The 25,349-nt window shown below is 63.7% G+C and carries 23 protein-coding genes; 2 read left to right on the plus strand and 21 right to left on the minus strand.

The genetic code is table 11. The features are described 5' to 3' along the window. Positions 1-142: 142 nt before the first annotated feature. The 7 genes from AC3WOS_RS00815 to AC3WOS_RS00845 form a co-directional block, all read right to left on the minus strand. Positions 143-523 carry a VOC family protein gene (locus AC3WOS_RS00815; RefSeq protein WP_492714006.1) on the minus strand — a complete coding sequence of 127 codons (381 nt, stop codon included), beginning with the start codon at positions 521-523 and terminating at the stop codon, positions 143-145. 208 nt (positions 524-731) lie between these two features. Beyond that, complete coding sequence (locus tag AC3WOS_RS00820; protein ID WP_492713890.1) at positions 732-1,925, minus strand: glycerate kinase; 1,194 nt, start codon at positions 1,923-1,925, stop codon at positions 732-734. Positions 1,926-1,945: 20 nt separating this feature from the next. Beyond that, positions 1,946-2,863, minus strand: a complete 918-nt coding sequence (locus tag AC3WOS_RS00825) for an NAD(P)-dependent oxidoreductase (protein WP_492713891.1) — start codon at positions 2,861-2,863, stop codon at positions 1,946-1,948. 38 nt (positions 2,864-2,901) lie between these two features. Next, positions 2,902-4,224 carry a C4-dicarboxylate transporter DctA gene (gene dctA / locus AC3WOS_RS00830; RefSeq protein WP_492713892.1) on the minus strand — a complete coding sequence of 441 codons (1,323 nt, stop codon included), beginning with the start codon at positions 4,222-4,224 and terminating at the stop codon, positions 2,902-2,904. Positions 4,225-4,273: 49 nt separating this feature from the next. After that, the gene (locus tag AC3WOS_RS00835) at positions 4,274-4,660 is read right to left on the minus strand and encodes a VOC family protein (RefSeq protein ID WP_492713893.1); all 387 of its coding nucleotides are present in this window, start codon (positions 4,658-4,660) and stop codon (positions 4,274-4,276) included. 10 nt (positions 4,661-4,670) lie between these two features. After that, on the minus strand, positions 4,671-5,624 hold the full coding sequence (locus tag AC3WOS_RS00840; protein WP_492713895.1) for a hydroxymethylglutaryl-CoA lyase: 954 nt from the start codon (positions 5,622-5,624) through the stop codon (positions 4,671-4,673). 13 nt (positions 5,625-5,637) lie between these two features. Continuing rightward, the gene (locus AC3WOS_RS00845; protein ID WP_492713896.1) at positions 5,638-6,828 is read right to left on the minus strand and encodes a CaiB/BaiF CoA transferase family protein; all 1,191 of its coding nucleotides are present in this window, start codon (positions 6,826-6,828) and stop codon (positions 5,638-5,640) included. Between the two features lie 275 nt (positions 6,829-7,103). On the opposite strand from AC3WOS_RS00845, the gene AC3WOS_RS00850 reads away from it, so the two are divergent. Then, the gene (locus tag AC3WOS_RS00850; RefSeq protein WP_492713897.1) at positions 7,104-8,009 is read left to right on the plus strand and encodes a LysR family transcriptional regulator; all 906 of its coding nucleotides are present in this window, start codon (positions 7,104-7,106) and stop codon (positions 8,007-8,009) included. A 221-nt stretch (positions 8,010-8,230) separates the two neighbouring features. Here the strand turns inward: AC3WOS_RS00850 and AC3WOS_RS00855 are convergent, their stop codons facing one another. Next, entirely contained in the window at positions 8,231-9,439 is a 1,209-nt protein-coding gene (locus tag AC3WOS_RS00855) for a porin (protein ID WP_492713898.1), read from the minus strand. A gap of 256 nt (positions 9,440-9,695) precedes the next feature. Continuing rightward, complete coding sequence (locus AC3WOS_RS00860; protein ID WP_492713899.1) at positions 9,696-11,039, minus strand: 3-hydroxyacyl-CoA dehydrogenase; 1,344 nt, start codon at positions 11,037-11,039, stop codon at positions 9,696-9,698. 50 nt (positions 11,040-11,089) lie between these two features. Between AC3WOS_RS00860 and AC3WOS_RS00865 the strand changes: the two genes are divergently transcribed. Next, entirely contained in the window at positions 11,090-11,386 is a 297-nt protein-coding gene (locus tag AC3WOS_RS00865; protein ID WP_492713900.1) for a cache domain-containing protein, read from the plus strand. 172 nt (positions 11,387-11,558) lie between these two features. On the opposite strand, the gene AC3WOS_RS00870 is transcribed toward AC3WOS_RS00865, so the two are convergent. From AC3WOS_RS00870 to AC3WOS_RS00925, 12 genes are all read right to left on the minus strand, one after another. Next, entirely contained in the window at positions 11,559-12,488 is a 930-nt protein-coding gene (locus tag AC3WOS_RS00870; RefSeq protein ID WP_492713901.1) for an electron transfer flavoprotein subunit alpha/FixB family protein, read from the minus strand. Between the two features lie 34 nt (positions 12,489-12,522). Beyond that, entirely contained in the window at positions 12,523-12,699 is a 177-nt protein-coding gene (locus AC3WOS_RS00875) for a hypothetical protein (protein WP_492713903.1), read from the minus strand. A 51-nt stretch (positions 12,700-12,750) separates the two neighbouring features. Then, a complete protein-coding gene (locus AC3WOS_RS00880) occupies positions 12,751-13,500 on the minus strand; it encodes an electron transfer flavoprotein subunit beta/FixA family protein (RefSeq protein WP_492713905.1) in 750 nt (249 codons plus the stop codon). 1 nt (position 13,501) lies between these two features. Then, positions 13,502-14,329: an SDR family oxidoreductase gene (locus AC3WOS_RS00885; RefSeq protein ID WP_492713907.1), complete on the minus strand. Its 828-nt coding sequence runs from the start codon at positions 14,327-14,329 to the stop codon at positions 13,502-13,504. 33 nt (positions 14,330-14,362) lie between these two features. Further along, complete coding sequence (locus AC3WOS_RS00890; protein ID WP_492713909.1) at positions 14,363-16,168, minus strand: acyclic terpene utilization AtuA family protein; 1,806 nt, start codon at positions 16,166-16,168, stop codon at positions 14,363-14,365. An 11-nt stretch (positions 16,169-16,179) separates the two neighbouring features. After that, positions 16,180-16,956: an enoyl-CoA hydratase/isomerase family protein gene (locus tag AC3WOS_RS00895; protein ID WP_492713911.1), complete on the minus strand. Its 777-nt coding sequence runs from the start codon at positions 16,954-16,956 to the stop codon at positions 16,180-16,182. Between the two features lie 33 nt (positions 16,957-16,989). Continuing rightward, a complete protein-coding gene (locus tag AC3WOS_RS00900) occupies positions 16,990-18,987 on the minus strand; it encodes an acetyl/propionyl/methylcrotonyl-CoA carboxylase subunit alpha (RefSeq protein ID WP_492713913.1) in 1,998 nt (665 codons plus the stop codon). Between the two features lie 30 nt (positions 18,988-19,017). Continuing rightward, entirely contained in the window at positions 19,018-20,172 is a 1,155-nt protein-coding gene (locus tag AC3WOS_RS00905) for an acyl-CoA dehydrogenase family protein (RefSeq protein WP_492713915.1), read from the minus strand. A 29-nt stretch (positions 20,173-20,201) separates the two neighbouring features. Continuing rightward, complete coding sequence (locus tag AC3WOS_RS00910; protein WP_492713917.1) at positions 20,202-21,821, minus strand: acyl-CoA carboxylase subunit beta; 1,620 nt, start codon at positions 21,819-21,821, stop codon at positions 20,202-20,204. A 144-nt stretch (positions 21,822-21,965) separates the two neighbouring features. Further along, positions 21,966-22,823 (minus strand): phosphatidylglycerol lysyltransferase domain-containing protein, encoded by an 858-nt coding sequence (locus AC3WOS_RS00915; protein ID WP_492713919.1) that lies wholly within the window; start codon positions 22,821-22,823, stop codon positions 21,966-21,968. Positions 22,824-22,847: 24 nt separating this feature from the next. Next, on the minus strand, positions 22,848-23,672 hold the full coding sequence (locus AC3WOS_RS00920; protein ID WP_492713921.1) for a TIGR03084 family metal-binding protein: 825 nt from the start codon (positions 23,670-23,672) through the stop codon (positions 22,848-22,850). Between the two features lie 84 nt (positions 23,673-23,756). Then, positions 23,757-25,313, minus strand: a complete 1,557-nt coding sequence (locus AC3WOS_RS00925; protein ID WP_492713923.1) for a long-chain-fatty-acid--CoA ligase — start codon at positions 25,311-25,313, stop codon at positions 23,757-23,759. Positions 25,314-25,349: the final 36 nt, after the last annotated feature.

The following is a 25,349-nucleotide window of genomic DNA, read 5'->3' on the forward strand; positions in this document are numbered from 1 at the left end:
CTTCTGAAAATAAAGAAGGTCGGCTCCACGCATGGGGGGCCTTCTCGTTTAATTGAGCAGTGCCGACAACGAACTGGGCGCCTGGCACTTCAAACCGCTGAGCACCCGCTAAGATGCTCAGCTACCCGAACTCGCTGGTGCGTCAGGACACGTAATTGGAAATCTCAATCAGATTGTCATCCGGATCGCGGAAATAGACCGATTTGATTGGTCCCATCGCACCGGTGCGCATCACCGGTCCCTCTTCTATCGCAACGCCAACGGATTTCAGGTGGGCGATGACCGCCTCCACCGGCGTCACGGCAATCAGGCACAGGTCGATGGCGCCTGGGGTGGGCCGCTTGGCCTTGGGATTGAACTCATGCCCCAGCTGATGCAGATTGAATTTCTGCCTGCCAAATACCAGCGCCTTCCGTCCGGCGCCGAAAGTCTGGATCTGCATGCCCACGGCGCGCGCATAGAATTCGCAAGTCTTGTCGATGTCCGCGACGGTGAGTACGACGTGGTCCAGGCGGTCAAGCACCACGGCGCCGTGCGATGATGGGGCCGTATCGTCGGCCCGAGCCGGACTGGCGATACCCGCCGCGGCCAGCGTGGCCACGCCCAAGCCTAAGGTTTCCAGGGTGGCGCGACGGCCGGCATTAAAACAGGGTTCAGACATGTTAGTCTCCTTTTAGTGTCTACAGCAGTTATCAACAGTGCCAAACATGCAGGTGCATGATCTTTTTGTGTTATTGCGCGGCCCCGTCGCCCAAATGGCGCAGACCGGTCCGCACGAACAGTGTGCTCAGTTGCCGGCTCGCCGCTTCCAGCAAGGGAGCGGCATGGTTCATCGCATACTCCAGCGTCACCGGGCCCGATTGCACGGAAAAGCAACCATCGAACGCTTCTTCCAGCGCGGCGTCATAATCGACCGCGCCCGACAGCAAGGTCACGGGAATCTTGGCGCTTCTTGCCAGCTGCGCGACCAGCGCGGGCGCCTTGCCCAACAGGGTCTGCCGGTCCGAACGCCCCTCGCCGGTGATGATCCAGTCATAGTTGACGTTGCCATCGGTCAGGCGGAGCGCATCCAGCACAAAGCGCGCACCAGACGACAATTTTCCGCCCAGCAGGCATATGCCATACCCCAAGCCGCCGGCAGCACCCGCCCCCTCGACGTCGGCGTAGGCGGTGGCGACGAGCGCGTCGCAGCGCTGCGCCAGCCCCTGCAGCAGTCGGTCCGCCTGCTCGAGGTCGGCAAAACCCTTCTGGGCGCCAAACACCATGCTGGCCCCGCACGGACCGGTCAGTGGACTGCCTACGTCCGTCAATCCCATCAACTCGAGCTCGGACAGCCAATGCCTGTCATCCCGGAATTCAACCGCGTCGATGCGTGCCAGGTTGTTAAAGACCGGCACGACGCGCGCCCCGGCCGTGTCGACAAAATTGAAGAGCAGCTCGGCCAGCATGCCCGCGCCGCCATCGTTGGTGGACGAGCCGCCCAGTCCCAGCACGATGCGCTTGTGCCCCAGGCTCCGTATCGCGCGGATGGCCTGACCTACGCCGCGGGTGGAACGCAGCCCGGGCGGGTTGGTGGCCGCATGCAATCCCACGATCTCGGCCACATCAAAAATGGCGAACGCGCCCAGGTGAGCACTGGTGCAGACGGCGAACGGCACGTCGATCAACACGCCGTTGGCATCAATGGCCGCGACCGTGTCCCAGACGCCGTCCAATGCCCTGGCGACGGCCAGCGCGGTGCCCTCGCCACCATCGGCCATGGGCGCTTCGGTCACGATACTGTCGGGCACGGCGCTGCGCACCCCCGCCGCGATCCGTGCGGCTACCTCCACCGCCCCCAGGCTGCCTTTGAACGAGTCCGGTGCGACCAGCACGCGCAGCGGTCCGGCGCCCCGTTGCCGGTCGGGGCACATCGCATTGGTCATCGCATCCTCCATCGCGCCACTCACCGCAGCTCGTGCTGGACCAGTTGCATAATGGTCGCCGCCAGCCGGGCTTGCGCGCGCTCGCTGGCCCATGCCACGTGCGGCGTGCACAACAGACCCGGGATGTCGCCCGCCAGCAGCGGGTGATCCGGCGGCGGCGGCTCCACCTCGAGCACATCGATCGCGGCCCCGGCGATCACCCCGTTGCGCAGCGCCCAAGCCAGTGCGACGGGATCGACCAAAGCGCCTCTGCCGGTGTTGATCAGCACCGCCTCGGGCTTCATGCGCGCCAAGGTGGCGCGATCGATTAATCCCCGTGTTGCATCGGTCAAGGGCACGTGCAGCGTCAACACGTCCGCGCGCCCGATCAGCTCGTCAAGCGGCAATTCGTCGGTCCGGCACGCCTTGCCCGGGGTCTGGGCGAACACGACTTTCATCCCCAATCCCTGCGCCAGCCGGGCCGCCGCCTGGCCGATACGGCCCCGGCCAACGACGCCGAACACGCTGCCGCCGACGTCCCGGATACGCGGACCGTTCCAGCAAAACTGGGGGGCCGCGGACCAGCGCCCGTCGATCGCGGCGGCCGCATAGGTCATCAAGTTACGCCGCAGGGCAAACAGCGTGGCGATGACGTGTTCGGCCACCGAATCGGACCCGTAGTCGGGAACGTTATGCACATTGATCCCCTGTGCGGCGGCGGCGGGCAAGTCGATGTTGTCGGTGCCGGCCGCCGCCACCACGATCAGGCGCAATTGTGGCGCGGCCTGCATCTGCGCCGCGGTCAGGCGCACCTTATTGGTGATGACCACGGCAGCTCCGCTGATGCGCTCGCCCACTTCCGTGGCGTGGGTGGCCGGATAGGCGATGTAGTCGACGGTGTCGGCCGGAAACGACAATGGATTGGGCAAGGTGCCCGCGTCAAGAAATACGACTTTCATGGGAGTTCACGCTTTCAAAAATTTACAATGCAATACGATCAGGCCACCGCGACTGGCGCCTTGTCGAGTTCTCGACGGAACGTCGCTTCGTCCAACACGCCTTCCCATTTCGAGATCACGATGGTGGCAACGGTATTGCCGATGACGTTGACGATGGCGCCCCCTTCGGAAATGAAGCGATAGACGCCGAGCACCAGCACCAGGCCTGCCACAGGGAAGCCGGGCACGGAACCAAGGGTGGCCGCCAGCACGACGAACGCCCCGCCGCTGACGCTGGCCGCGCCCTTGGAGGCGAGCAGCAGCACCAGCAGCAGCGTCACCTGTTGTCCAAATGAGAGGACGGTATCGGTGGCCTGGGCAATGAAAATGGCCAGCACCGTCATGTTGATGCAACTGCCGTCGAGGTTGAAGGAGTATCCGGCCGGGACCACCAGGCCTACGGCGGATTTGTCGCAGCCCAGACGTTCCAGTTTCGCCATAATCCGCGGCAACACCGATTCGGAAGAGGATGTACCCAGCACGATCAGCAACTCGTCACGGATGTACTTCAGCAGTTTGAGCAGGCTAAAGCCCGCGAGCCGGCAAGTCAGGCCCAAAATGATGACGACAAACAAGATCGCCGTGATGTAATAGGTACCCAGCAGCCTGCCGTACGAGGCCAGCGAACCGACGCCGTACTGGCCTATCGTGAAGGCGATCGCGCCGAACGCGCCGATGGGCGATACCACCATGACCATGCGCACCATGTTGAAGAAGGTCTGGGCACCGACGTCGATCACCTTCAACATCGGTTTGCCCGCCTCGCCCAACATCTGCAGACCGAACGCGAAGATGATGGAAATGAACAGCACCTGCAGCAGGTCCCCCTCGGCGAACGCGCCAAACACCGTCTTCGGAATAACATGCGACAGGAAGCCCACCACGGTCTGGTCATGGGCCGCCTTGGTGAAACCTTCAATCGCGGTGGCATCCAACGTGGCCGGATTGATGTGCATGGCGCTGCCGGGCTGGAGCAAATTGACCATCAATAAGCCGATGATCAACGCAAATGTCGTCATCACTTCAAAATAGATCAGCGACTTCAGCCCGATACGCCCGACGGCCTTGATGTCGGTCATGCTGGCAATGCCATGCACCACCGTGCAGAAAATCAACGGGGCGACCATCAATTTGACGAGCTTGAGGAAATTATCGCCAAGCGGCTTCATCGCCGCCGCCGTCGAGGGATAGAAATGGCCCAGCAAGATGCCCAGGATGACCGCGGCAACGACCTGAATATAAAGTTGCTGCCACCATTTCTTGCGCTTTGCTGCGATGACCGGTGGCACCGGCGGCTCGCCAATTTGTGCAATGCTGTTCATTTGACTTGTCTCCAAAAATTGTTATGAATTTCACGACCGACACTATTTGCTACGGCATGCGCTCCGCTATCTCGATCAGGTTCAGGTCCGGATCACGCACATAGACCGAGCGGATCTTGCCGGTGGCGCCGGTCCGTTCAACCGGTCCCTCGATGATGGGCCAGCGGCAATCGCGCAGATGCGAGATCACGGCATCGAGCGGCACGGCGGCGATGAAACACAAATCCAGTGCGCCCGGCACGGGCAGATGCGCCTTCGGTTCGAATTCGCTGCCCCGATGATGCAGGTTGATTTTCTGGTTTCCAAAGCGAAAGGCCATGCGGCCGTTGCCGAAAGTCTCCAGCTGCATTTGCAACACCTCCGTGTAGAAGCGCAAGGTGGCGTCCTGGTCCACGCAAGTAAGGACCAGGTGATCCAGACTATCGATGAAGGCCATCTTGTCCCCCTTAGTTGAATGCCTGTTGCACCGGCATGCCGGCGTCGCCCTGCGGCATGGGATGCAAGCTCAGGCGGGTTCCCGCTTTCAACAACTGGCTGGGCACATCGTGGCCGATCAGTTCCGGCAAGTGCGCCGCCGCAGCCAGAATACCGCCCAGGTCAATGCCGGTGTCATAGCCCTCCAGTTCCAGCATGTGCACCAGCTCCTCGGTGCAAACGTTGCCGGTCGCCCCCGGGGCGTAAGGACAACCACCGAGACCGCCGAGCGACGCGTCGAAGCGGTCGATACCGGCGGCCAGCGCTGCCTGCGTATTGGCCAGTGCGAGGCCGCGCGTATTGTGGAAATGCTGGGTCAGCTGAAGCTGGGGAAAGCGCGCACGGGCCGCTGCACTGAGGGCGGCGACTTGCGCCGGATAGGCCATGCCGGTGGTGTCGCACAAGGTCACGCCGTCGACGCCGAGGTCGGCGAAGCGTTGCATCCACTCCAGCACGGTCGCCGCCGGAATGTCGCCTTCCATCGGGCATCCCATCGCCGTCGACAGCGACACGTTGATCGCCACGGGACTGGTGCGCACGACGCCGATGACCTCGCGCAGCTGCGCGAACGACTGTTCGCGTGTCATCCGCAAATTGGTGCGGTTATGGCTTTCACTGACCGACATCACCAGATTGACCTCGTCGACATTGCAGGACAAGGCCCGCTCGGCGCCACGGATGTTTGGCACCAGCACGGTATAGATGACACCCTCGCGGCGCTGGATCTGGTGCATCACCGCCTCCGCATCGCGCAGTGCCGGAATGGCCCTGGGCGACGTAAACGACGTCACCTCGATCTTGGCATAGCCGCAGCCGCTCAGATGGTCGATCAGGGCGATCTTGGCATCGGTGTCGACATAGGCCGCCTCGTTCTGAAAACCGTCGCGCGTGGCCACTTCCTGTATGTATAAACGCTGCTTGCTCATAATGGTTTCCTGTTCAGATGATGCCGCGCTGGCGCCATGCCGCGCGGGTGGAGCTATCGATACCGATACCGGCCAGTACCTCGTCGGTATGCTGGCCCAGCCGCGGCGCCGGCCGGCGCACGCTGCCCGGCGTCGCACTCAGTTTGGGCAGGATGCCGGGCAGTTGCACCGGCGTGCCGTCGTCCAGTTGGGCGTCCAAGATCATGTCGCGGGCCCGGTAGTGGGGATCGGCCGCGATGTCGGCGATGTCGTAGATGCGGCCGGCCGGAATGCCGGCGCCATTCAACGCCGCGAGTGTCTCGTCCAGGCCGCGCTGCGCGGTCCAGGCGCCGATGGCGGCATCGAGCCGCGCGACATGCTGGACACGCCCGTCGTTGCTGGCCAGCGTAGGCTCGTCACGCAGATCGGGGCGCTCGATCACATCCATCAAGCGCCGGAATATGCCATCGCCATTGCCTGCAATCAGGGCATACTTGCCATCCGCGCACTGATAGGCATTGGTCGGGGCGATGCCCGGCAAGCTGCTGCCGGCCGGTGCACGTACCGCACCAAACACCGAATATTCCGGCAACAAGCTTTCCATCATGTTGAAGACCGACTCGTACAGGGCCACATCGATCATCTGGCCTTGGCCACCATGCTGGTCGCGGTGGCGCAACGCCAGCAGGACGCCGATCACGCCATGCAGGGCCGACAGCGAGTCACCGATGGAGACGCCGACCCGCACCGGCGTGCGGCCAGGCTCACCACTCAGATGACGCAAGCCGCCCATCGCCTCGCCCACCACCCCGAAGCCGGGGCGGTCGCGATACGGACCGTCCTGGCCATAGCCCGACACCCGCAACATGACCAGGCGCGGGTTGAGCGCGTGCAGCGCATCCCAGCCCAGTCCCCATCCTTCCATCGTGCCGGGGCGGAAATTTTCGATCAGGACATCACTTTCCCGGACCAGCGTACGGATCACCTCCTGCCCTTCCTCCGAGCGCAGGTCGAGCGTCACGGATTGCTTGTTGCGCGATTGCGCTGCCCACCAGACGGAAGTCCCTTCATGCAGCAGGCGCCATTTGCGCAGTGGATCACCGGTGCCGGGCGGCTCGATCTTGATGACCTCTGCACCGAACTCGGCCAGCATCTTGGCGGCGAACGGCCCTGCGATCAACTGGCCCAGCTCGATCACGCGCAAGCCTTCCAACGGTTTTATCATGAACGTCTCCTCATAAGTCATGCTGTTCTGAAAGCATCTTAGAAGCAAAGGCATTCCCTGATAATCGCTGTTTCCTCAACCCGCCTTTCCCGCCAGGAAAACCAAAGAATTCACAGATCGAACTTCGCTTCCATGCCTTACGGACGCTCATGGATCGTGCTGACTAGCCTACGCCGTCGACACAGCGGTTGCCATCGTTTGACAAAACCAACCCCGTCTACTAACCTCGGCCCATACCGACTGCCCAGTTCGGCCCCCCTCCTTTGACTGATGCCGTGATCAACCCCAACCATTTCGATCTGCAATCGCTGCGCATCTTTCTGCTGGTCGCACAAACAGGCAGCCTGACCAAGGCGACAGATAAGACGCACATGACTTTATCGGCGCTGAGCAAGCGGATTGCCGAACTGGAGCGTATTGTCGATTGCCCCTTGTTCCTGCGCATGCCGCGTGGACTCGAATTGACGTCGGCTGGCCAGCAACTGGCGCAGCACGCGCGCAGCGTGCTCGACACGGTGAATCGGATGGCCGGTGAAATGGAGGACTTCGCGATCGGGGTGCGCGGTCACGTGAGAATTTGGGCCAACACTTCAGCCATTATTCAATTCCTCCCTTACGATCTTGCCGCGTTCTTGCGCGAGCAACCGTTGATACGCATCGGCCTGGAGGAGAAACTCAGCGATCAGATCGTCAACGCGGTCATCACCGGCGAAGCCGATCTTGGCATTTTTGCGGACAACGTGCCGACCCGGGGCCTGGAAAAATTTCTCTACCGCCGAGACAAGCTGGTGCTCCTGATGCGTGCGGATCATCCGCTGGCAGCCCTGCCCGAACTGCATTTTGCCGAAGCGCTTGATTACGACTTTGTTGGTCTTAACCAGGGTAGTTCGCTCCTCCAGCGATTGATCGACGCATCACTCGTTCACGACAAGCCGCTCCGCTTGCGCATCCAGGTCAGCAGCTTTGACGGCATTTTCCGCATGATAGAGGCGGGCTTGGGCATTGGCGTGCTGCCAGACGGCGCCGTGCGACCGGAGATGCTGAGCGCCGGATTGCGTGCCATTCCGCTGCGTGACGCCTGGGCTTCCCGCGCACTTTGGCTGGGCGTTAAATCCGAACCGGCACTTTTGCCGGAAGCCGGTAAATTATTGACACACTTGCGCAAGGCCGGTTCCGACTGAATCGTTGCAACTCAGCACATTGACCGTGCAGTTCTCAAACATCACGTGTCCGGCACGGCCCGGCCGTCGACGCGAACCGCATTCCGACTCCCTGCTGCTGTTTCAGAGTCACCGGCACAGCCCCCCATCGAGGCCGAGCCGCTGATCATCAGGAGTAAAAGCAAGCGGCGGACGAAGCCAGTTGTTCCTCGCACCGCGCAGGGAAATGCCACTCACCCGGCTTAAAACTGGTGCCGCATCCCCAGTTGCAACGCGTTGCCATCCTGTCCCCGTTTCGAGGTGGAGCCGCCGAAGTAACCGCCACCACCGAGGGCATACTGGGCCGCGCCATGGTTGCTGACATGGGCCACCACCGCGTACAGATTCGTGCGCTTGGACAGGAAATGATCGTAGCCCACGGCGAATAATGTCGCGTCGCCGTTGGTCGACAGCTTGTCGTTGAGATGGTTGATGCCCACCATGACACGGTCGACGCCAATCCGGTAGTGCATGCCGATGGTATAGAGCGACCCATCGAGCTTCAGGTTCGAAAACAGCGCAGCAGCGTCGCCCGGCGTGGTCAGCAGTGGCGCCAAGGCCCGGCCGAACGCGCTGTGGTCGCTCTTCATGCGGTGATAACCGGCGAAGAATTTCGCATCGCCCGCGACGTATGACCCACCCGCCGTCAGCGACGTCAGCGCCTGATTGCCGACCTGATCCTGCTCCCGGTTGTAGCCGATACCGGCGTCGATACCATTGGCGCGGTAGCGCACATTGCCGCCGGCAAAGCGCTTGGCCAAATTGAGCGATCCCGTGTTGTTGAATCCATACATGGCCGACACGCCTACGCCGCTTGGCAATTGCAGGCGATATTGCAACGCCTGGTTGGCACGCAGCGCGATACCTGGCGCGAACACGCCCGCATCGCCCATCACCAGATTGAGCCAGGTGCCGGTGGTGCCCAGATCGAACACGTCACTAAGGGCGAACACCTCCACACCGGGCGTGTATTGGCGGCCGAGCAGGATCATGCCGTACGGCGTATCCAGGCCAGCGAACGACTGGCGGTCGAACAAGGCGCCGGCGGAATTGACGATGGTGGTCGGCGTATGGCTCCGGACCGCCGCCGCACCGGCCGCGCTCATCCCCGCCGTGATGTTTTCATTTACGCCGGTGGACAGCAGGCCGTTGGACTGTGCACCCGTGTCGAGCTCAACGCGGGCCTCCAGCGTAAATAATGCGTGGTAGCCGTCGCCCAGATCTTCCTTACCCCTGAAGCCCAGGCGCGAGCCCCCTTCCGTGCCGCTGGTCAGATTGACTTTCCGACCGTTGCCAAAGTTGGACACCTGCAAGCCTGCATCGGCCAGCCCGTAGATCGCGACATTCGATTGCGCCAAGACCGGCGTTGCGCAGGACGCCGCGATCAACACGGCCAACAATTGCTTTTTCATCTTTGTCTCCAATTTTTTATATGTCTGATTGACGTTTGCTACCTCTGTCGTGCATCGGGCGGCAGCCCGGCGCCGTCAGCAAGGTATGGCACCCAGCAAAGAAATCTCTGCGGTGCCAACCATTTTTGCGCAGCACGCTGGCCAGGTCTTGCGTCAACCAGCTATCTTGCGCCGCCGGTCGCCGCGCTGCGCCGCATTTGGAGAGCGGCGTGCCATCGCTCCCCATGCGGCCGGCGCAACGCTGGCCTTGATCGACTCAGCGCACCGGCGTAGCTTGCCAGTCGCGGAAGCCTTGGCCGCGCGCCGCGAGCGCCACCAGCAACGGCGACAGGCTCCAGTAACCGTAGCGGTCGCCACGCAGATGGCCGTAATGACGGAGGCGATCGGCAATGTTCGCGACGCCGACGGTGTCGGCCAACCGCATAGGTCCCCCACGGTGCGCCGGGAAACCGTAACCATTTACCCAGACCAGATCGATATCGTCAGGGCCATAGGCGATCCCCTCTTCCAGTATCCTGGCCCCCTCGTTGATCAAGGGGTACAGGCAGCGTTCGATAATTTCCTTGTCCGTGATGTCGGCGCGGCGCGCCACGCCGTGCTGCTCGGCCAGCGCAGTGCAGATCCGCTCGACTTCCGGATCGCTCACCGCTGTGCGACCATCGTAGCGGTAATAGCCGGCGCCGGTTTTCTGGCCAAAGCGGCCAAGCCGCATCATTTCCTGCACGACCACCCGATAGGCCGGATCGGCCGGCAGGCCGCCAGCCTTGCCCCGCTCAATCAACACCTTGGCCGCCACGTCCAGACCGGCCAAGTCCAGCATGCGACATGGCCCCATGGGCAAGCCGAGCGACTCGATCGCCTTGTCGATCCGGGCGGGACTGATCCCCTCCAGCATCAGGAATTCCGATTCGCGCAAATACGATTCCAGCATGCGGTTGCCGATGAAGCCGTAGCAAACGCCGGACACCACTGGCACCTTGCCGATGGTGCCGGCCACGCCGACCACGGTGGCCAGCACCTCCGGCGCAGTGCGCGCGCCGCGCACAATCTCCAGCAGGCGCATGACATTGGCCGGGCTGAAAAAATGCATGCCGACGAAATCGGCGGCGCGCCCGCTTTCCTCGGCCAGCACATCGATGTCCAGTGTGGACGTGTTGCTGGCCAAGATCGCGCCAGGCCGGCAAATCGTCCCCAGGCGGCGCACCACCTGCTTCTTGATGTCGAGATGTTCATAGACAGCTTCGATGACCAGGTCGCAGTGGCCCAGTTCCTGGTCATCGAGCGAGCCCGTCAGAAGCGCCATGCGGGCGTCAGCCTCCTCCCGGCTCAGCTTGCCCTTGCTCACGCTGGCGTCATAGTTCTTGCTGACGATGGCGAGGCCGCGCTCGAGCGCCTGCGCTGTCATATCGACAATGATGACGGGTATGCCGGCATTGGCGAAGTTCATGGCAATGCCGCCGCCCATGGTACCGGCCCCGAGGACGCCGACCTTGCGGATCGGCCGCAAGGGTACTGCGCCCAACGCATCGGGTAAATTGGCCGCCTCACCGTTTTGCGCGGCAACCGCGTCTTGTGTCGCAAATGTCACGATATCGCTCATCTTTGCTCATCCTTTCCGCTAGGTCAAAGGCGCTCAAGATAGCAGTCCGGGTGGTGCGCAGCTTGCGTCTACTGGCTGCATGGCGACGCATCGCAGGCGAATTCGAAGGCAATATGCTGGCCCACGGCGGCAACCCTGGAATCGTGGGCAAAGCCATGATGAATATACGGGATGCGGCCGGCAGGTACTTCGTCCAGGAAATCTACGCGCTGGCCAATGCCAAGGGTAAGGGATGGGTCAACTACAAATGGGTGGATCCGGTTTCATCGGCCATCGAGCACAAGGCAAGCTACTTCGAAAAGGCCGGCGACTTGATCGTCCTGTGTGGCGTCTGCCAGCAGATCTGATGACCGTGGCCCGCCATCGCGGACCACGGGCAGCGGTGGGGGCAAGTGCTAGATCTCGTCCCCGATCAGGTCCGATGGCAGTACGGCTTGCAGCACCGGCGGTGGCCATTTCTGCGTTGCGGTGCAAAATAAAAAGTGCGCGACGATAGTCATGTTTTCAGTTCCCTGCGATTCAAGGTAAAGCGGCCGCCAATTGCGGCACAATGTCGAACAGGTCGCCGACGATACCGTAGTCGGCCACCGCAAAAATGGGGGCTTCTGGATCTTTGTTGATCGCCACGATGGTCTTCGAATCCTTCATCCCGGCCAAATGCTGGATCGCGCCGGAAATGCCCACCGCGATGTACAGCTGTGGCGCCACGATCTTGCCGGTCTGTCCAACCTGCCAGTCGTTCGGCACGAAACCCGCATCGACCGCGGCCCGGGACGCCCCCATCGCGGCGCCCAACTTGTCCGCCAACGGCTCGAGGATCTTGAAAGCGTCGCCGGAACCCATGCCGCGTCCGCCGGCGACGATCGTCTTGGCGGCGCTCAGTTCGGGACGCTCGGAGCGTGTCAATTGCCGCGACGTCAGCGCCGCTCCGCCGCAGTCCGGCACCGCGGCGATCGCCTCCACCGTCGCCTTGCCGTCTTCGGACGCGGCATCGAAGCCGGTCGTGCGGACCGTGATGACCTTGACGGACTCGGCCGAGCGAACGGTGGCGATCGCATTGCCGGCGTATATCGGCCGTTCAAACGTATCGGCGCTCACCACCCGGGTGATGTCGGACACTTGCCCGACGTCGAGCAAGGCGGCCACCCGCGGCAGGAAATTCTTGCCGTAGGCGGTGGCAGGCGCCAGGATGTGCGAGTAATGGCCGGCGATGGCGACGATTTGCGCCGCCATGTTTTCAGCCATGCCGTCGGCCAGGTGGGCCGCATCGGCCACCAGGACTTTGGCCACGCCGGTGATGCGCGAGGCGGCCTCGGCGACGGTGCCGGCATGATGGCCGGCCACCAGCACATGGACCTCCGCGCCACACTGGGTCGCGGCGGTGACGGTATTGAGCGTGCAGCCTTTCAGGGAGGCGTTGTCGTGTTCTGCAATTACGAGTGTTTTCATGACGTGAAATAAAGGTTCAGGTTGAGCGGGAGATTCAAGCCGCGACCGGTGCCAGGGCAATCGGGGACTCGGCCGTACAATCTTCGGGCCGGTCCTCTTCAGCCCAGCCCACGGCGCGACGGATTTGCTCCAGCGACGGCAGCGGTTCGGGATGGTCCCTGCGCTGCGCCATCCAGGCACGTATGAGTTGACGGATGCGTTGCTTATCCATGGTGGACTCCTGAGCCGGATGCCGGTCGCCCGATGCGGCTACGCTGGTGGTTTAAATGACCTTGGCATCGTTCCTGAGCTTGTCGAGCAAGGCGGGGACATCGGGCACCCTGATCCCGGCGGCGCGGGCTGGCGGCTCGCTCACCTTGAGGGTCTGGATGCGCGCCGCCACGTCGACGCCGAGCATGGCCGGCGTGACGGTTTCCAGCGCCTTCTTCTTCGCCTTCATGATGTTCGGCAGCGTCACATAGCGCGGCTCGTTCAGCCGCAGGTCCGTGGTGATCACGGCCGGCAAGGTGAGCGACACGGTCTCGAGGCCGCCATCGACCTCGCGCGTGACGAGCGCCTTGTCCCCTTCGATGGACAACTGCGATGCAAAGGTGGCCTGCGGCCAGCCCAGCAGCGCCGCCAACATCTGTCCGGTCTGATTGCAATCGTCGTCGACGGCTTGCTTGCCGAGGATAATCAGTTGCGGCTGTTCCTTGGCCGCCACTGCCTTCAGCAGCTTGGCCACGGCCAGCGGTTGCAGCTCGGCGTCGCTCTCGACCAGGATGCCGCGGTCGGCACCGATCGCCATCGCCGTGCGCAGCGTTTCCTGGCACTGCGCCACGCCACAGGACACCGCCACCACTTCGGCCGCCGCGCCGCGCTCTTTGAGGCGGGTGGCTTCCTCCACTGCAATCTCATCGAATGGGTTGATCGCCATCTTGATGTTGGCCAGTTCCACCCCGGTGCCGTCGGCTTTCACCCGTAGCTTGACGTTGAAATCGACGACGCGTTTGACAGGGACCATGATCTTCATCTCAAGCCTCCCCCCTGGCCTGGCGCGCCAGCGCCGCGCCGGCCGCTTCCAGCGGCGGCTTCACGCTTTCCAGCGCGCCCCCGCCATCGCACGGAATCAGGGCGCCGGAGATATAGCCGGCATAAGGCGAACCGAGGAACAGCGCCAGGTTGGCAATATCGTCGAGCGTACCGATGCGCTTCAACGGGACCGCCTCCACCGCGCGCTCGCGCTGCTGGGCATCGTTGGCCATCAATTTACGGAAGCCCTCGGTGCCATCGATCGGCCCGGGCGAAATCGAATTGATCCGAATGCCGTCGATGCCCCACTCCAGCGCCAGTGTGCGGGTCAGCTGGTCTATCCCCGCTTTCGCCGCGCCCGCATGCGCCTGGTAACGCATCGGGATAAACGATTGCGGCGCCGTGATGTTGATGACCGCAGCTCCCGGCTTACGCAGGTGGCGGTAGGCCTGGCGCAAGACGTGGAACGAGCCCACCAGGTCGATGTCGATGACCACGCGAAAACCGTTGGCCGACATGTCTTTCGCTTCACACAGGAAGTTGCCGGCCGCGCCCGACACCAGCACATCGATGGGCCCCAGCCGCTGCACGGCCTCGTCCAGGGCCTGGCCGACGGCCTCGAAATCGCGCACGTCGGCGCTGGCGCCGAAGACGGGCGCGCCGAATTTGCGCAGTTCGGCACAAGCCGCATCCACGTTTTCCTGCTTGCGGCTCGCCACCGTGACGGCGGCGCCCTGCCTGGCGAACGCCTGGGCGATGCCGAAGTTGATGCCGGTGGTTCCGCCGAACACCACCACGTGCTTGCCGGCGAAGTCAAAATCAAGTTGCACAGTTCTCTCCCAATTTCATCGTTATCGTGTGTTTCAGAGTGTCGCGGCCAAGCTACGGGGCACCGGCACCGGCAGATCGAGCAACATCTGCCCCATGCCCTTGCCCAGCGGGTCCATGCGCATCGATGCGGTTCCACCACCGTCCAATGCCTCGTACAGCATGAAATTGCAGGCATTGAGACCCGGAACGAGATAGCGCAGCACCTTGCCCGACACCAGGTGGGCAAAGTATTGGCCGACCACCGCTGGCGTCACCTGGTCCAGGATCAAGGGCAGGTATTCCGGCTTGCGCGCGATGACGCCGATATTGGAGATGTTGCCCTTGTCGCCGCTGCGCGCATAGGCCAGCTTAATCAGGGGCACCAGCACGGCGTCCGGCACGGCCGGCGCCGGTGCGGCCGGCGTCGGCTCCGCATCCGCCCCCATGGCCTGCGGCTGGTAGCCGCCCTCCACCGCGATGCGCACCGGCCGCGTTTCACCGTCCATGACGATGTTGACGGGAACCTTGTATTTGAGCAGCGTAAAGGCAAACTGCTTGATCAGCGGCGAGGCCGATGGGCGGGACAGCGCGGGCCCGGTGGTTCCCGGTGCCCACGACGTGCCGGCCGGCGCGATTTCCCGCGCAAAGATCTCCAGCGCCGGCTTCATTGGATGGTTGACCGCGACCCGCATCATCACTTCGCGCGCCTTGGTCGTGCGCGCGTGCGGGCCATACAGGCTTTCCGCCCCGATCACTTCGACGTGCGTGGCGCTGTAGTCCGACAGGCCGGCCTTCTCGAACATGGCCCGGGTGCGTTCGATGATGGCTTGCCCGGTGCGCCTGGCCTTGGCGACGGCGTCGATGCCGACGATGACCATGGTGCCGTTGCTGCGGTAGCCGTCCATGTACGTGGCCGACACCTTGTACGAGCTGGTCGGCGCGAAGCCACGGGCGCCCGACACCGCCACGCGGTCTTCCCCTTGCTGGGTGACCCGCACCTGGCGGAAGTCGCACACGACGTCCGGCAGGACGTAGGCGCCGGGATCGCCGATCTCGTACAGGATCTGTTCCGCAACGGCCGCCTCGATCACCCTGCCGCCGGTTCCTTTCGGTTTGGTGACCACCACGCTGCCATCGGCGCTACATTCAATCACTGGATAGCCGATATTGGCCCAGTCGGGCACCGCTTCCCAGTCGGTATGCAGGCCGCCGGTGGCCTGGCAGCCGCACTCGATGATATGGCCGGCCAGGCTGCCCGCCGCCAGCAGGTCGTAGTCAGTTTCGCGCCAGCCGAATTCATGGATCAACGGGCCCAGCGTCACCGCGCTGTCGACGCAGCGTCCGGTAATGACCACGTCCGCGCCCGCGGCCAGCGCTTGCGCCACCGGGAAAGCGCCCAGATAGGCGTTGGCGCTCAGGATGCGCGCTGGCAGCGCCTCGCCGGTGAACATATCGGTCTGGCCGGCCTCGCGCAGGGCCGGCAGCAGCGCGCTCACATCGTCGCCTTCGACCACGGCGATCTTCAATTTCACGTCCATTTCCTGGGCCAGACGGGCCAGCGCGTCCGCGCAGCCTTGAGGGTTGATGCCGCCCGCGTTGGTGACCACCTTGATACCCCGTGCCGCCACCTCGGCCAGCACATTCTTCATGGCGACGTCGACGAAATCGGTCGCGTAGCCCAGTTCGGGCTTTTTGCTGCGCGCCGAAGCAAGAATGGCCATGGTCAGTTCGGCCAGGTAGTCGAACACCAGGTAATCGATGTCCGCGCCCTGCACCAGTTGCGGTGCGCCGACCGAACTGTCGCCCCAGAAGCCGGACGCCCCGCCGATCCGGACTACCTTGTCGATTGCATTAGTCATTGTCGCTCCCCTTAGCGGCCGGTCCATACCGGCTTGCGTTTTTCATTAAAGGCGGCCAGTCCTTCCCTGCCATCCTCGGTCTGCGGCAGCAGCGCAATCTGGCTTTCCGTAAAGGCGATGCCCTCGTCGAACGACATGGCCGCCAGTGCCCGCATCGCGTACTTGCCGCGGCGGATAGCCGTCGGCGATTTGTCCAGTATGCGATCGAGCAACCAGTTGGTCCGGGCATCGAGTTCGGCTGCCGGCACAACATGGTTGACCAGTCCGTGCGCCAGCGCGGTGGCCGCGTCGAACGGTTCGCCGGTGATGCACCACTCCCTGACGATGCGCTGGGGCGCCAGGTCTTGCAGCAAGCTCAGCACCTGCATGGGAAACACCCCGACCTTGACCTCGGGCAAGCCGAACATGGCCGTGTCGGCGGCCACCGCCATGTCGGCGATGCACAGCAAGCCCATGCCGCCGGCCAGGCAGGCGCCGTTGATGCGGGCCACGATCGGCAGCGTTGCGTTCTTCGCCTGCCGCAGCAGGTCCGCGTACGGGGTGGTCGGCCTGGCATAATCGAACGCGAAGCCCTTGCCCGGCTGCAGGTCCGCGCCCGCGCAGAAGGCCTTCTCGCCGTTGCCGGTCAACACGATGACCCGCACTTCCGGATCCCCGTGGGCCTGGCTCAGGCCGGCGCAGACGCCGTCGATGACATCCTGGTTGATCGCATTGCGCTTGTCTGGCCGGTTCAGGGTGATCCAGTATGCCGATCCCCGTTTTTCCAGCAGCACTGCCGGGTTGTCCATTTGTCTCTCCTTTACTGATTCGATATTCATAGCTCAGCCGTTCGCTACCGAGGGCTGGGCCGCTTCGACCTCGACTTCGACTTCCGCCACCACGCGGTAAGCCGTCACTTGGTCGCCCATGACGACGTGCAAGGCCTTGATGCAGCCGGCCACGGGCGCCGCGTGGACGTGTTCCATTTTCATGGCGTCCAGCGTGACCACCGGCTGCCCGGCCTTGACCATCTCGCCTTCGGCGACGTGCACCGCCACCACGCGGCCATTCATCGCGGCGCGTATCTTGCCGTCGCCGCCGCCTTCGCCCTGGCGCGCTTGCGCCACGTGGGTGGTGTCCTGGACGCGATAGGCCGCACCCTGGTATTGCAGCAGCAACTCGTTGCCCAGGCGCTTGAATACCATCCCCTCCACCAGACCATTGCACGCGATGCGGGCATGCGCGGCGTCCAGCGCCACGATCTGCAATTCGAAGCGGTGCTCGCCCATGTCCACCGCGTAGCACAGCTCGCCCAGGTTGCGCAGGCTGGCGACACAGTCGCCAGCCCCGGTCTGCAGGCGGAACGCGATCGGCAGGCGGTGCGCAATGTCGCTGGCGCGCGTGCCCTCGGGCGCGCTGGCGGTGGCGTACAGCAGGGCCACGGCCAGCGCGTGGGCGCGCGCATCCTGCGCTGCATCGGGCTGCAGCAAGGCGGCGCCATGGTCGCCGATGAAGGCGGTGGTCGCCCCCCCGGCCGCAAATACCGGGTGTGCCAGGCAGCTGGCGAGGAATTTCTGATTGGTCTTCACACCGAGCGCCACGGTGTCTTCCAGTGCCGCCAGCAGTTTGCGGCGCGCCTCGTCGCGCGAACCGCCAAAGCTGATCAGCTTGGCGATCATGGAATCGTAGTAAGGGGAAATCTCGGAGCCGGATTCCAGGCCATGCTCGGCCCGGATGGTGGCCGGCATCCGCCACAGGCTCATGGTGCCGCTCTGCGGCATGAAGCCCGCGCCGGCATCTTCCGCGCACAGGCGCACCTCGATCGCATGGCCGCGCAGGCGCACATCCTCCTGCGCCAGCGGCAGCGCTTCACCGGCCGCCACGCGGAGCTGAAGTTCGACCAGATCGAGGCCGGTAATGGCTTCCGTCACGGGGTGTTCAACCTGCAGGCGGGTATTCATTTCCATGAAATAGTAATTGCCGTCCGTGTCGAGCAGGAATTCCAGCGTGCCGGCGCCTTCGTAGCGTATCGCCTTGACGGCGTTGACCGCGGTGGCCCCCATGCGCGCTCGCAGGCCGGCATCGACCGCGGGCGACGGCGCTTCTTCCACCACCTTTTGATGGCGGCGCTGGACAGAACAGTCCCGTTCGCCAAGGTGGATGGCATTGCCGAAGCGGTCGGCGAACACCTGGATCTCGATATGGCGCGGATTGATGATGGCGCGCTCAAGGATCACTTCCGCGTTGCCGAATGCGCTTTGCGCTTCGGATTTCGCACTGCGCAGGGCCGCCAGGAAGTCTTCCGCCCGGGAGACCAGGCGCATGCCGCGCCCGCCGCCGCCGGCGGTGGCCTTGATCATGACAGGGTAGCCGGTCTTTCCGGCCTCGGCGCACAGGCGCTCCTCGCCCTGGTCGTCGCCCTGGTAGCCTGGAATACATGGCACGCCGGCCTCGATCATCAGGTTCTTGGCGCCAGCCTTGTTGCCCATGGCGACGATGGCTTCCGGCGTAGGGCCGATAAAGACCAGGCCGGCATCGCGGCAAGCCATGGCGAAGTCTTCATTCTCGGCCAGGAAACCGTAGCCGGGATGGACCGCGTCGGCGCCGCTGACGCGCGCGGCCTCGATAATGGCAGGAATGTTCAGGTAAGACTGCGCCGGCAGCGCCTCGCCGATATAGACCGCCTGGTCGGCTTCGCGCACGTGGCGGCTGGTCCGGTCGGCGGCCGAAAACACGGCGACGGTGCGGTATCCCATGGATTTGGCCGTGCGCATGATGCGCAGCGCGATTTCGCCGCGGTTGGCGATCAGGATCTTGTGGTATTGGGAAGTGGTAGTCATGGTGTAGTTGTTCAGCTTCCTAGTGATACGTCAGTTATTTTTGGGAAAAGTGCCCATCGACTTGGAAATAATCTGCATCATTATTTCGTCCGCGCCGCCGCCGATGGAAGGCAGACGGCCATCGCGATAGGCGCGCGAGACGCGGCTCTCCCAGGCAAATCCCATTCCGCCCCAGAACTGCAGGCAGCCGTCGGTGACCTCGCGCATCAGACGCCCCGCCTTGAGCTTGGCCATGGAAGCCAGTTCGGTGGCATCCTGCCCTTGCGTGACCATCCCGATTGCGCGGTGCGATAGCGCGCGTAACGCCTCCACTTCCGTCTTGTATTCGGCCAGCTTGAACTGCACCCACTGGTTATCGAGGATAGAGCGGCCAAAGGCCTTGCGTTCGCGGGCATAGGTTATGGTCCGCTCGATCACCTGGGACAGCACGCCGACGGCATTCATGGCGCCCCAGATCCGCTCGGCCTGGAACTGTTCCATCTGATAGATGAATCCCTTGCCTTCTTCGCCTATGCGGTAGCGCTGCGGTACCCGGACTTCGTCAAAGAACAGTTGCGCGGTATCGGAGGCATGCATGCCGATCTTGCGGATTTTGCCGGCCACCTCGACGCCGCGCGTCCGCATCGGCACCACGATCAGCGACTTGTTGCGATGCGGGGCGCCGTCGGACGTATTGGCCAGCACCACGCAGAAATCGGCCTGCGTGCCGTTGGTGATCCACATCTTTCCGCCGCTGATGATGTAATCGCCGCCATCCTTGCGCGCCGTGGTCTTCAGCGATGCCACGTCCGAACCGCTACCGGTTTCCGACACGCCGAGGCAAGCGACCATGTCCCCGGCGATGGCCGGCATCAGGAATTCCCGGCGCAACGCGTCGGAGCCGCGCTCGGCCAGGGCAGGAGTCGCCATGTCCGTCTGCACGCCGATGGCCAGCGGGATGCCGGCGCAATCGACTTCCCCCAGCGTCTCGGCCAGCACGGCGCCATAGGACAAGTCCAGGCCCATGCCGCCGAATTCGACCGGCTTGGTCAATCCGAGCAGGCCCAGATCGCCCATTTTCTTGAACAGCCGGTGCGCGGGAAAGAGCTCGGCCTGCTCCCACTCGTCCACGTAGGGATTGACTTCCTGGGCGATGAAGCGCTGCAGGGTGCGGCGAATTTCCTCATGTTCCTGAGTAAGTTTCATCTGAATGAACTCCTGTAGGGCGCCGCAACTCAGGGACGGGCGACGGAGAACTGCATCGCGTGAGGTTCGCGCGCTTTCGCCTCGCGGCAGATCGACAACACGTAGGACAGGATAGAACGCGTGTCGCGCGGATCGATGACGCCGTCATCGAGCACATGGGCGCTGGTGGTGAACACGTCCATCTGGCGGTCGAAATTGTCCACGATCTTGCGCCGCAGCGATTCGAGCTTGTCGTGGTCGACTTCGCCCTTGCGTTTCATCGCCGCTTCCGTGACGATCAACATGGTCTGCGCCGCCTGCTCGCCGCCCATCACGGCCGTCTTGGCATTGGGCCAGGAGAAGCAGAAGCGTGGATGGAAGCCGCGGCCGCACATGCCGTAGTTGCCGGCACCGAACGAGGCCCCGCAATAGATCGTGATCTGCGGCACGGTGGCATTGGTGACCGCCTGTATCATCTTGGAACCGTGCTTGATGCTGCCCGCTTCCTCGTAGCTGCGGCCGACCATGAAGCCGGTGGTATTGTTCAGGTACAGGATGGGCACCTGGGCCTGGCAGCAGGCCTGGATGAAGTGGGTGGCCTTGGCCGCGCCGGCCGGGTTGATCGGCCCATTGTTGGTGATGATACCGATCGGGTGGCCGTCCAGCATGGCATGGCCGCACACCGTGGCCGAGCCATAGCGCTCGCCGAATTCCAGGAAATCGGAGTCGTCGACGATACGGGCGATCACTTCCTTCATATCGGCCGGACGCCTGTGGTCCATGGCCATCACACCGAGCAGTTCTTCGGCGGCGTAGCGCGGCGGCTTGATGGCCGGCGGCGTGGCCTGCGGCACACCGCGGTTCCACTCGATTTTCGCCATGATCTCGCGCGCGATGCGCAAGGCATCGCGATCGTCCTCGGCAAGGTAGTCGCCCAGGCCGGAAATCCCGGTATGCATCTCCGCCCCGCCCAGCTCCTCTTCGGTGGCAATCTCGCCCGTCGCGGCGCGCAGCAGCGGCGGCCCGGCCAGGAAGGCCCGCGAGCGGCCCCGCACCATGATGATGTAGTCCGACAAGCCAGTCTGGTAGGCGCCGCCCGCGGTGGACGAACCGTGCGTCACCGTCACCACCGGCAGGCCGGCGGCGGACAGACGGGCAAGGTTGCGGAACAGGTTGCCGCCACGCACGAACTCTTCGACCCGGTACGCCATCAGGTTGGCGCCCGCGCTTTCGACCAGCTGGATATAGGGCAGCTTGTTGTCCAGCGCCAGCTCCTGGGCGCGCAACTGCTTATCGAGGCCCTTGGGCTGCAAGGCGCCGGCCTCGATGCCGGAATCGGAAGCGCACACCATGCAGCGCACACCGGAGACATAACCGATGCCCGCGATCACGCCGCCGCCGGCCACGCTCTTATCGGGATCCGCGTTGTCCATGCAATAGCCGGCCAAGGTCGACAATTCCAGGAACGGCGTTCCATGGTCCAGCAGCAGTGACAAGCGCTCGCGGGGGAGCAATTGTGCGCGCTTTTCAAAGCGTGCTTTCGACGCCGCCGAAGCCTGACGCGTGCGCTCTTCGAGCTCACGAACTTTTCCCAGCAGGGACAGCATGCCGCTACGGTTGGACTGGAAGGTCTCGCTACCGGTGGCAATATTGGTTTCTATGATAGCCATGTTTTATCTGATGTAAGTGGGCCGGAACGCAAATGCGCTACACGCAAGGCGCGTCGCGCGGTGTTTTGCGGTGTAGGTGTAAGTTACTCGCGGGGACGCCGGGCGTCTTGCGTAAAGTGGCTGGTAGCTTGCCCGGGGCGGCAATCAGGCGCGCAAGCGGACGCGGAATTTGCGCAACATGGCCGAAGGCTGGTAGGAGCGCTTGGTTTGACGGAAATTCGCCATGCCGAGGTCTTGTTCGAAGTTCAGCCATTGCAGCCCGGGGCGGCTGATGCAATAGTGATGGAACATGTACTGGTAGATGCCCTTGTAGGCGTCGTTGCCCTTGGCAAAGCGCATCACGGCAACGGCCGGCGAGAATGGCTGTGCCAGGAAAAATCCGGCCGGCACCCCATCCGCATAATAGACCTGGCCCTCCAGGCCATGCTGAGCATGCTGCCGGAGCGCTTCCCGGCAGGCGCTGTCGTCGGCGTCGCCGGCGTGTTTGTCCTTGTCGCGCAGCCAGGCGTCCAGCACCGCCAGCGCGTCCCCGACGGTGTCGTCCGTCATCGGCCGCGCAACGATAGTGCTGGTCGCCAACAATTGCCGCATCAGGTTGCGCTTCTTGCGCAGCAGCTCCCCGCGATAGCTGCGGAAATTCTCGGCCGGATAGACGTAGTCCGCGTCGGCGGCCAGATCGCTCCAGCAGAAGCGGCCAGGGTCCAGGCAGGCGAGCAGCGGTTCCGCGACGGGGAACAGGCAGTCATGCCCGCAAAGGAGCTCGGCCAGCTGGTCCGCCGTCGCCTGCCCCGGATCGAACAGCGGCAACAGGTGGCTGGCGCCGTCATAGGTGATGCCCTTGATGCAAGGCAGCGCGCCGGGCAGATAGCGGTAGGCGTGCGCATGCCGGAACAGATACAGGTTGGAAAATGCATAGTCCGACAGCGCCTGGTCGCCGCAGGCGGCGCGCAGCGCGCGCAAACGGGGCTCGATTTCCCCGCACAACGCCAGCGTCAGCGGCAAGCCTTCGTCGCTCATGGCCGCCGCCTATACCGCATTGGCATTTGCGCCCTCGCAGCGCACGCCACGCGTACCCGGCGCGGGCGGCGTGGCCGGCGGCCCGGCGAAACATTGGGCGATGGCCAGCCATTGCGCGGCCGCGTCACCGCTGACCTGCAGCGCCGTGTCAAGGGCGTTGCGACGCTGCGTCACGACCAGGCAGAAATCTTCCGCACTGCCGCGCACGGCATTGGCCGTCGATGGCTCGTTCCAGGTCCAGGTCTCGTCGCCGGGCGCGCTCAGTTCCACGTATGGCGCCGGCTCCGGCACGGCGAGCTTGCGGTTGACAAAGGTCCAGCCAAACGTCGTCACGCCGATATGGGCGATGTGTTTCAGCCGGTGCGATGGCTGGCGCCGCACGCCCATGGCGTCAAACACATCCTGCCCGTGGGCCCAGGTTTCCATCATGCGGGCGGTAGCAAACGAACGGGCGCTCATGGTCGGTCCATACCAGGGCAAGCGCGCGCGCGTATCCAACGCCGCCAGCGTCGCCACCAGCGCCGTGTAGCGGCCGCGCCAGTGCGCCAGCAGGGCCGGTCCATCCAGCGCCTGATATTTTTCCCGGGCCAGCTCGCTGAACTGCCGGCCGTTCGCGAGCGCTGCCGTCAGCGCGCGCGCATCGGCGGCAAATGCATTGCCATCGGTGGCGGCCAGCAAACCGGTTTCATCGAACAGGCACAAGTGAGCGATTTCATCCCACGGCGTCCAGTCGTGGAAGGCGGTCCTGGTTTGCCATTGCTGCGACGTCAATCGGGCCGCCAGCGCGTCCAGTCCCTGGTATTCCTCTAGCAGATCAGCACATACGTCTTGCATGTCGTTCCTCGGGTCGGTAATCAAAAAAGAGGGCAATCGCATCGCGTCGAGCGCGACTGCCCTGGAGACGGCGGCTCGACAGCCTCAGCTGACAAGCTTGTCGCGCCCCTCCCAATAGGGCTGGCGCAACACCCGCTTCAGCAGCTTCCCGGTCGGGTTGCGCGGCAGGGTCTCGGCGAAGTCCACGGTTTTCGGACATTTGTAATGGGCCATCCGCTCCCGCACGAAGGCAATCAATTCCTGCGCCTCCAGTGCTTGCCCCGCACGCACGACCACGGCCGCTTTGACGGCCTCGCCCCATTTGTCGTCAGGGACGGCGAACACCGCGCAATCGGCCACGGCCGGATGTTGCATGATGATGTTCTCGACTTCGGCCGGATAGATATTTTCCCCACCGGAGATGATCATGTCCTTGACCCGGTCATGGATGAACAGGTAACCGTCCTTCAGGTAACCGATATCGCCCGAGCGGAACCATCCTCCCGCCGCGTCGCGCCCATGCGGGAACGCTTCGGCCGTCGCTTCCGGGTTGCGCCAATAGCCGTTGAAGTTGCGGATGGACTGGATCCAGATCTCCCCCACCTCGCCATCCGGTGCATCGGCCAGCGTGGCCGGGTCGACGATACGCAACTGTCCGCCCCCGACCGCTTGGCCGGCCGAACGCAACAGATAGGCGCGCGGCCCGCCCGGCTCGTGGTCTTCCGACCGCAGGAAGGTGGCCGGCCCCGCCACTTCGGTCAGGCCATAGACTTGCAGGAAGCCGCACTGAAATACCCGCATCGCGTCCTGCAGCAGCCGTTCACTGATGGGCGAACCGCCGTAAGCGATCTGGCGCAAGCCCTCGAACTTGCCTTCGGCCACGTTGGGGGCGTTCAACATGAACTGCAACATGGCCGGCACCACGAATGTATGGCTGATACCGTGGCGTCCGATACTGGCGATGAAGGCGGACGGATCGAATTCCGCAAAAGCCACGGTGCGCCCGCCGGCATACAAGGGCAGCAACAGCATGGCGATGCCGGCGACATGGAAGGTAGGCAAGGGATTGCCGAAGATACCGGCGCCGTCGAACTGCCACGCGTCGGCGCAGGTGCGGCAGGTCGATAGCAGCGCGCGATGCGATAACTCCACCCCCTTCGGAAAACCCGTCGTGCCCGAGGAATAGAGTTGCAACGCCGTTTCGCCGGGCTCGGCCGGCACCGCCTCCAGGCTGGCATCGGCCCCGCCATACCAGGATGCAAAGCCTGGCAGGCCGCTCGCGTCCTGCTCGGTACAGACTGTTTGCAGCACGCCCGGCAATTGCGCTTGCCCGACCACCGGCAGGAAGGCCGCGTCCACCATCAGGAAGCGCGCTTCGCCGTTATTGACGACATATTCGACTTCCGGCGCTGACAGGCGCCAGTTTACGGGCATGCAGACCGCGCCGATCTTGCATGCCGCCAGCAACAGCATCAGGCACTCGGTGTGATGCTTGGTCAGGCAGGCGACGCGGTCGCCGGGCCGCACCCCCAGTTCCCGCAAGCGATTGCCGATGCGGTTGACGCACTGCTCCAGCGCGCGAAAGCTGACATGACGGTCGTCGGTGCCGATTGCCGTCGCATCGGGCCGAGTGGCAACGTGATAGGGCAGGATATCGTTCAATGTTGTGAAATTCATCATTTTCTCCCCGACTTTCGC

The sequence above is a fragment of the Rugamonas sp. FW305-51 genome, from assembly GCF_058786935.1.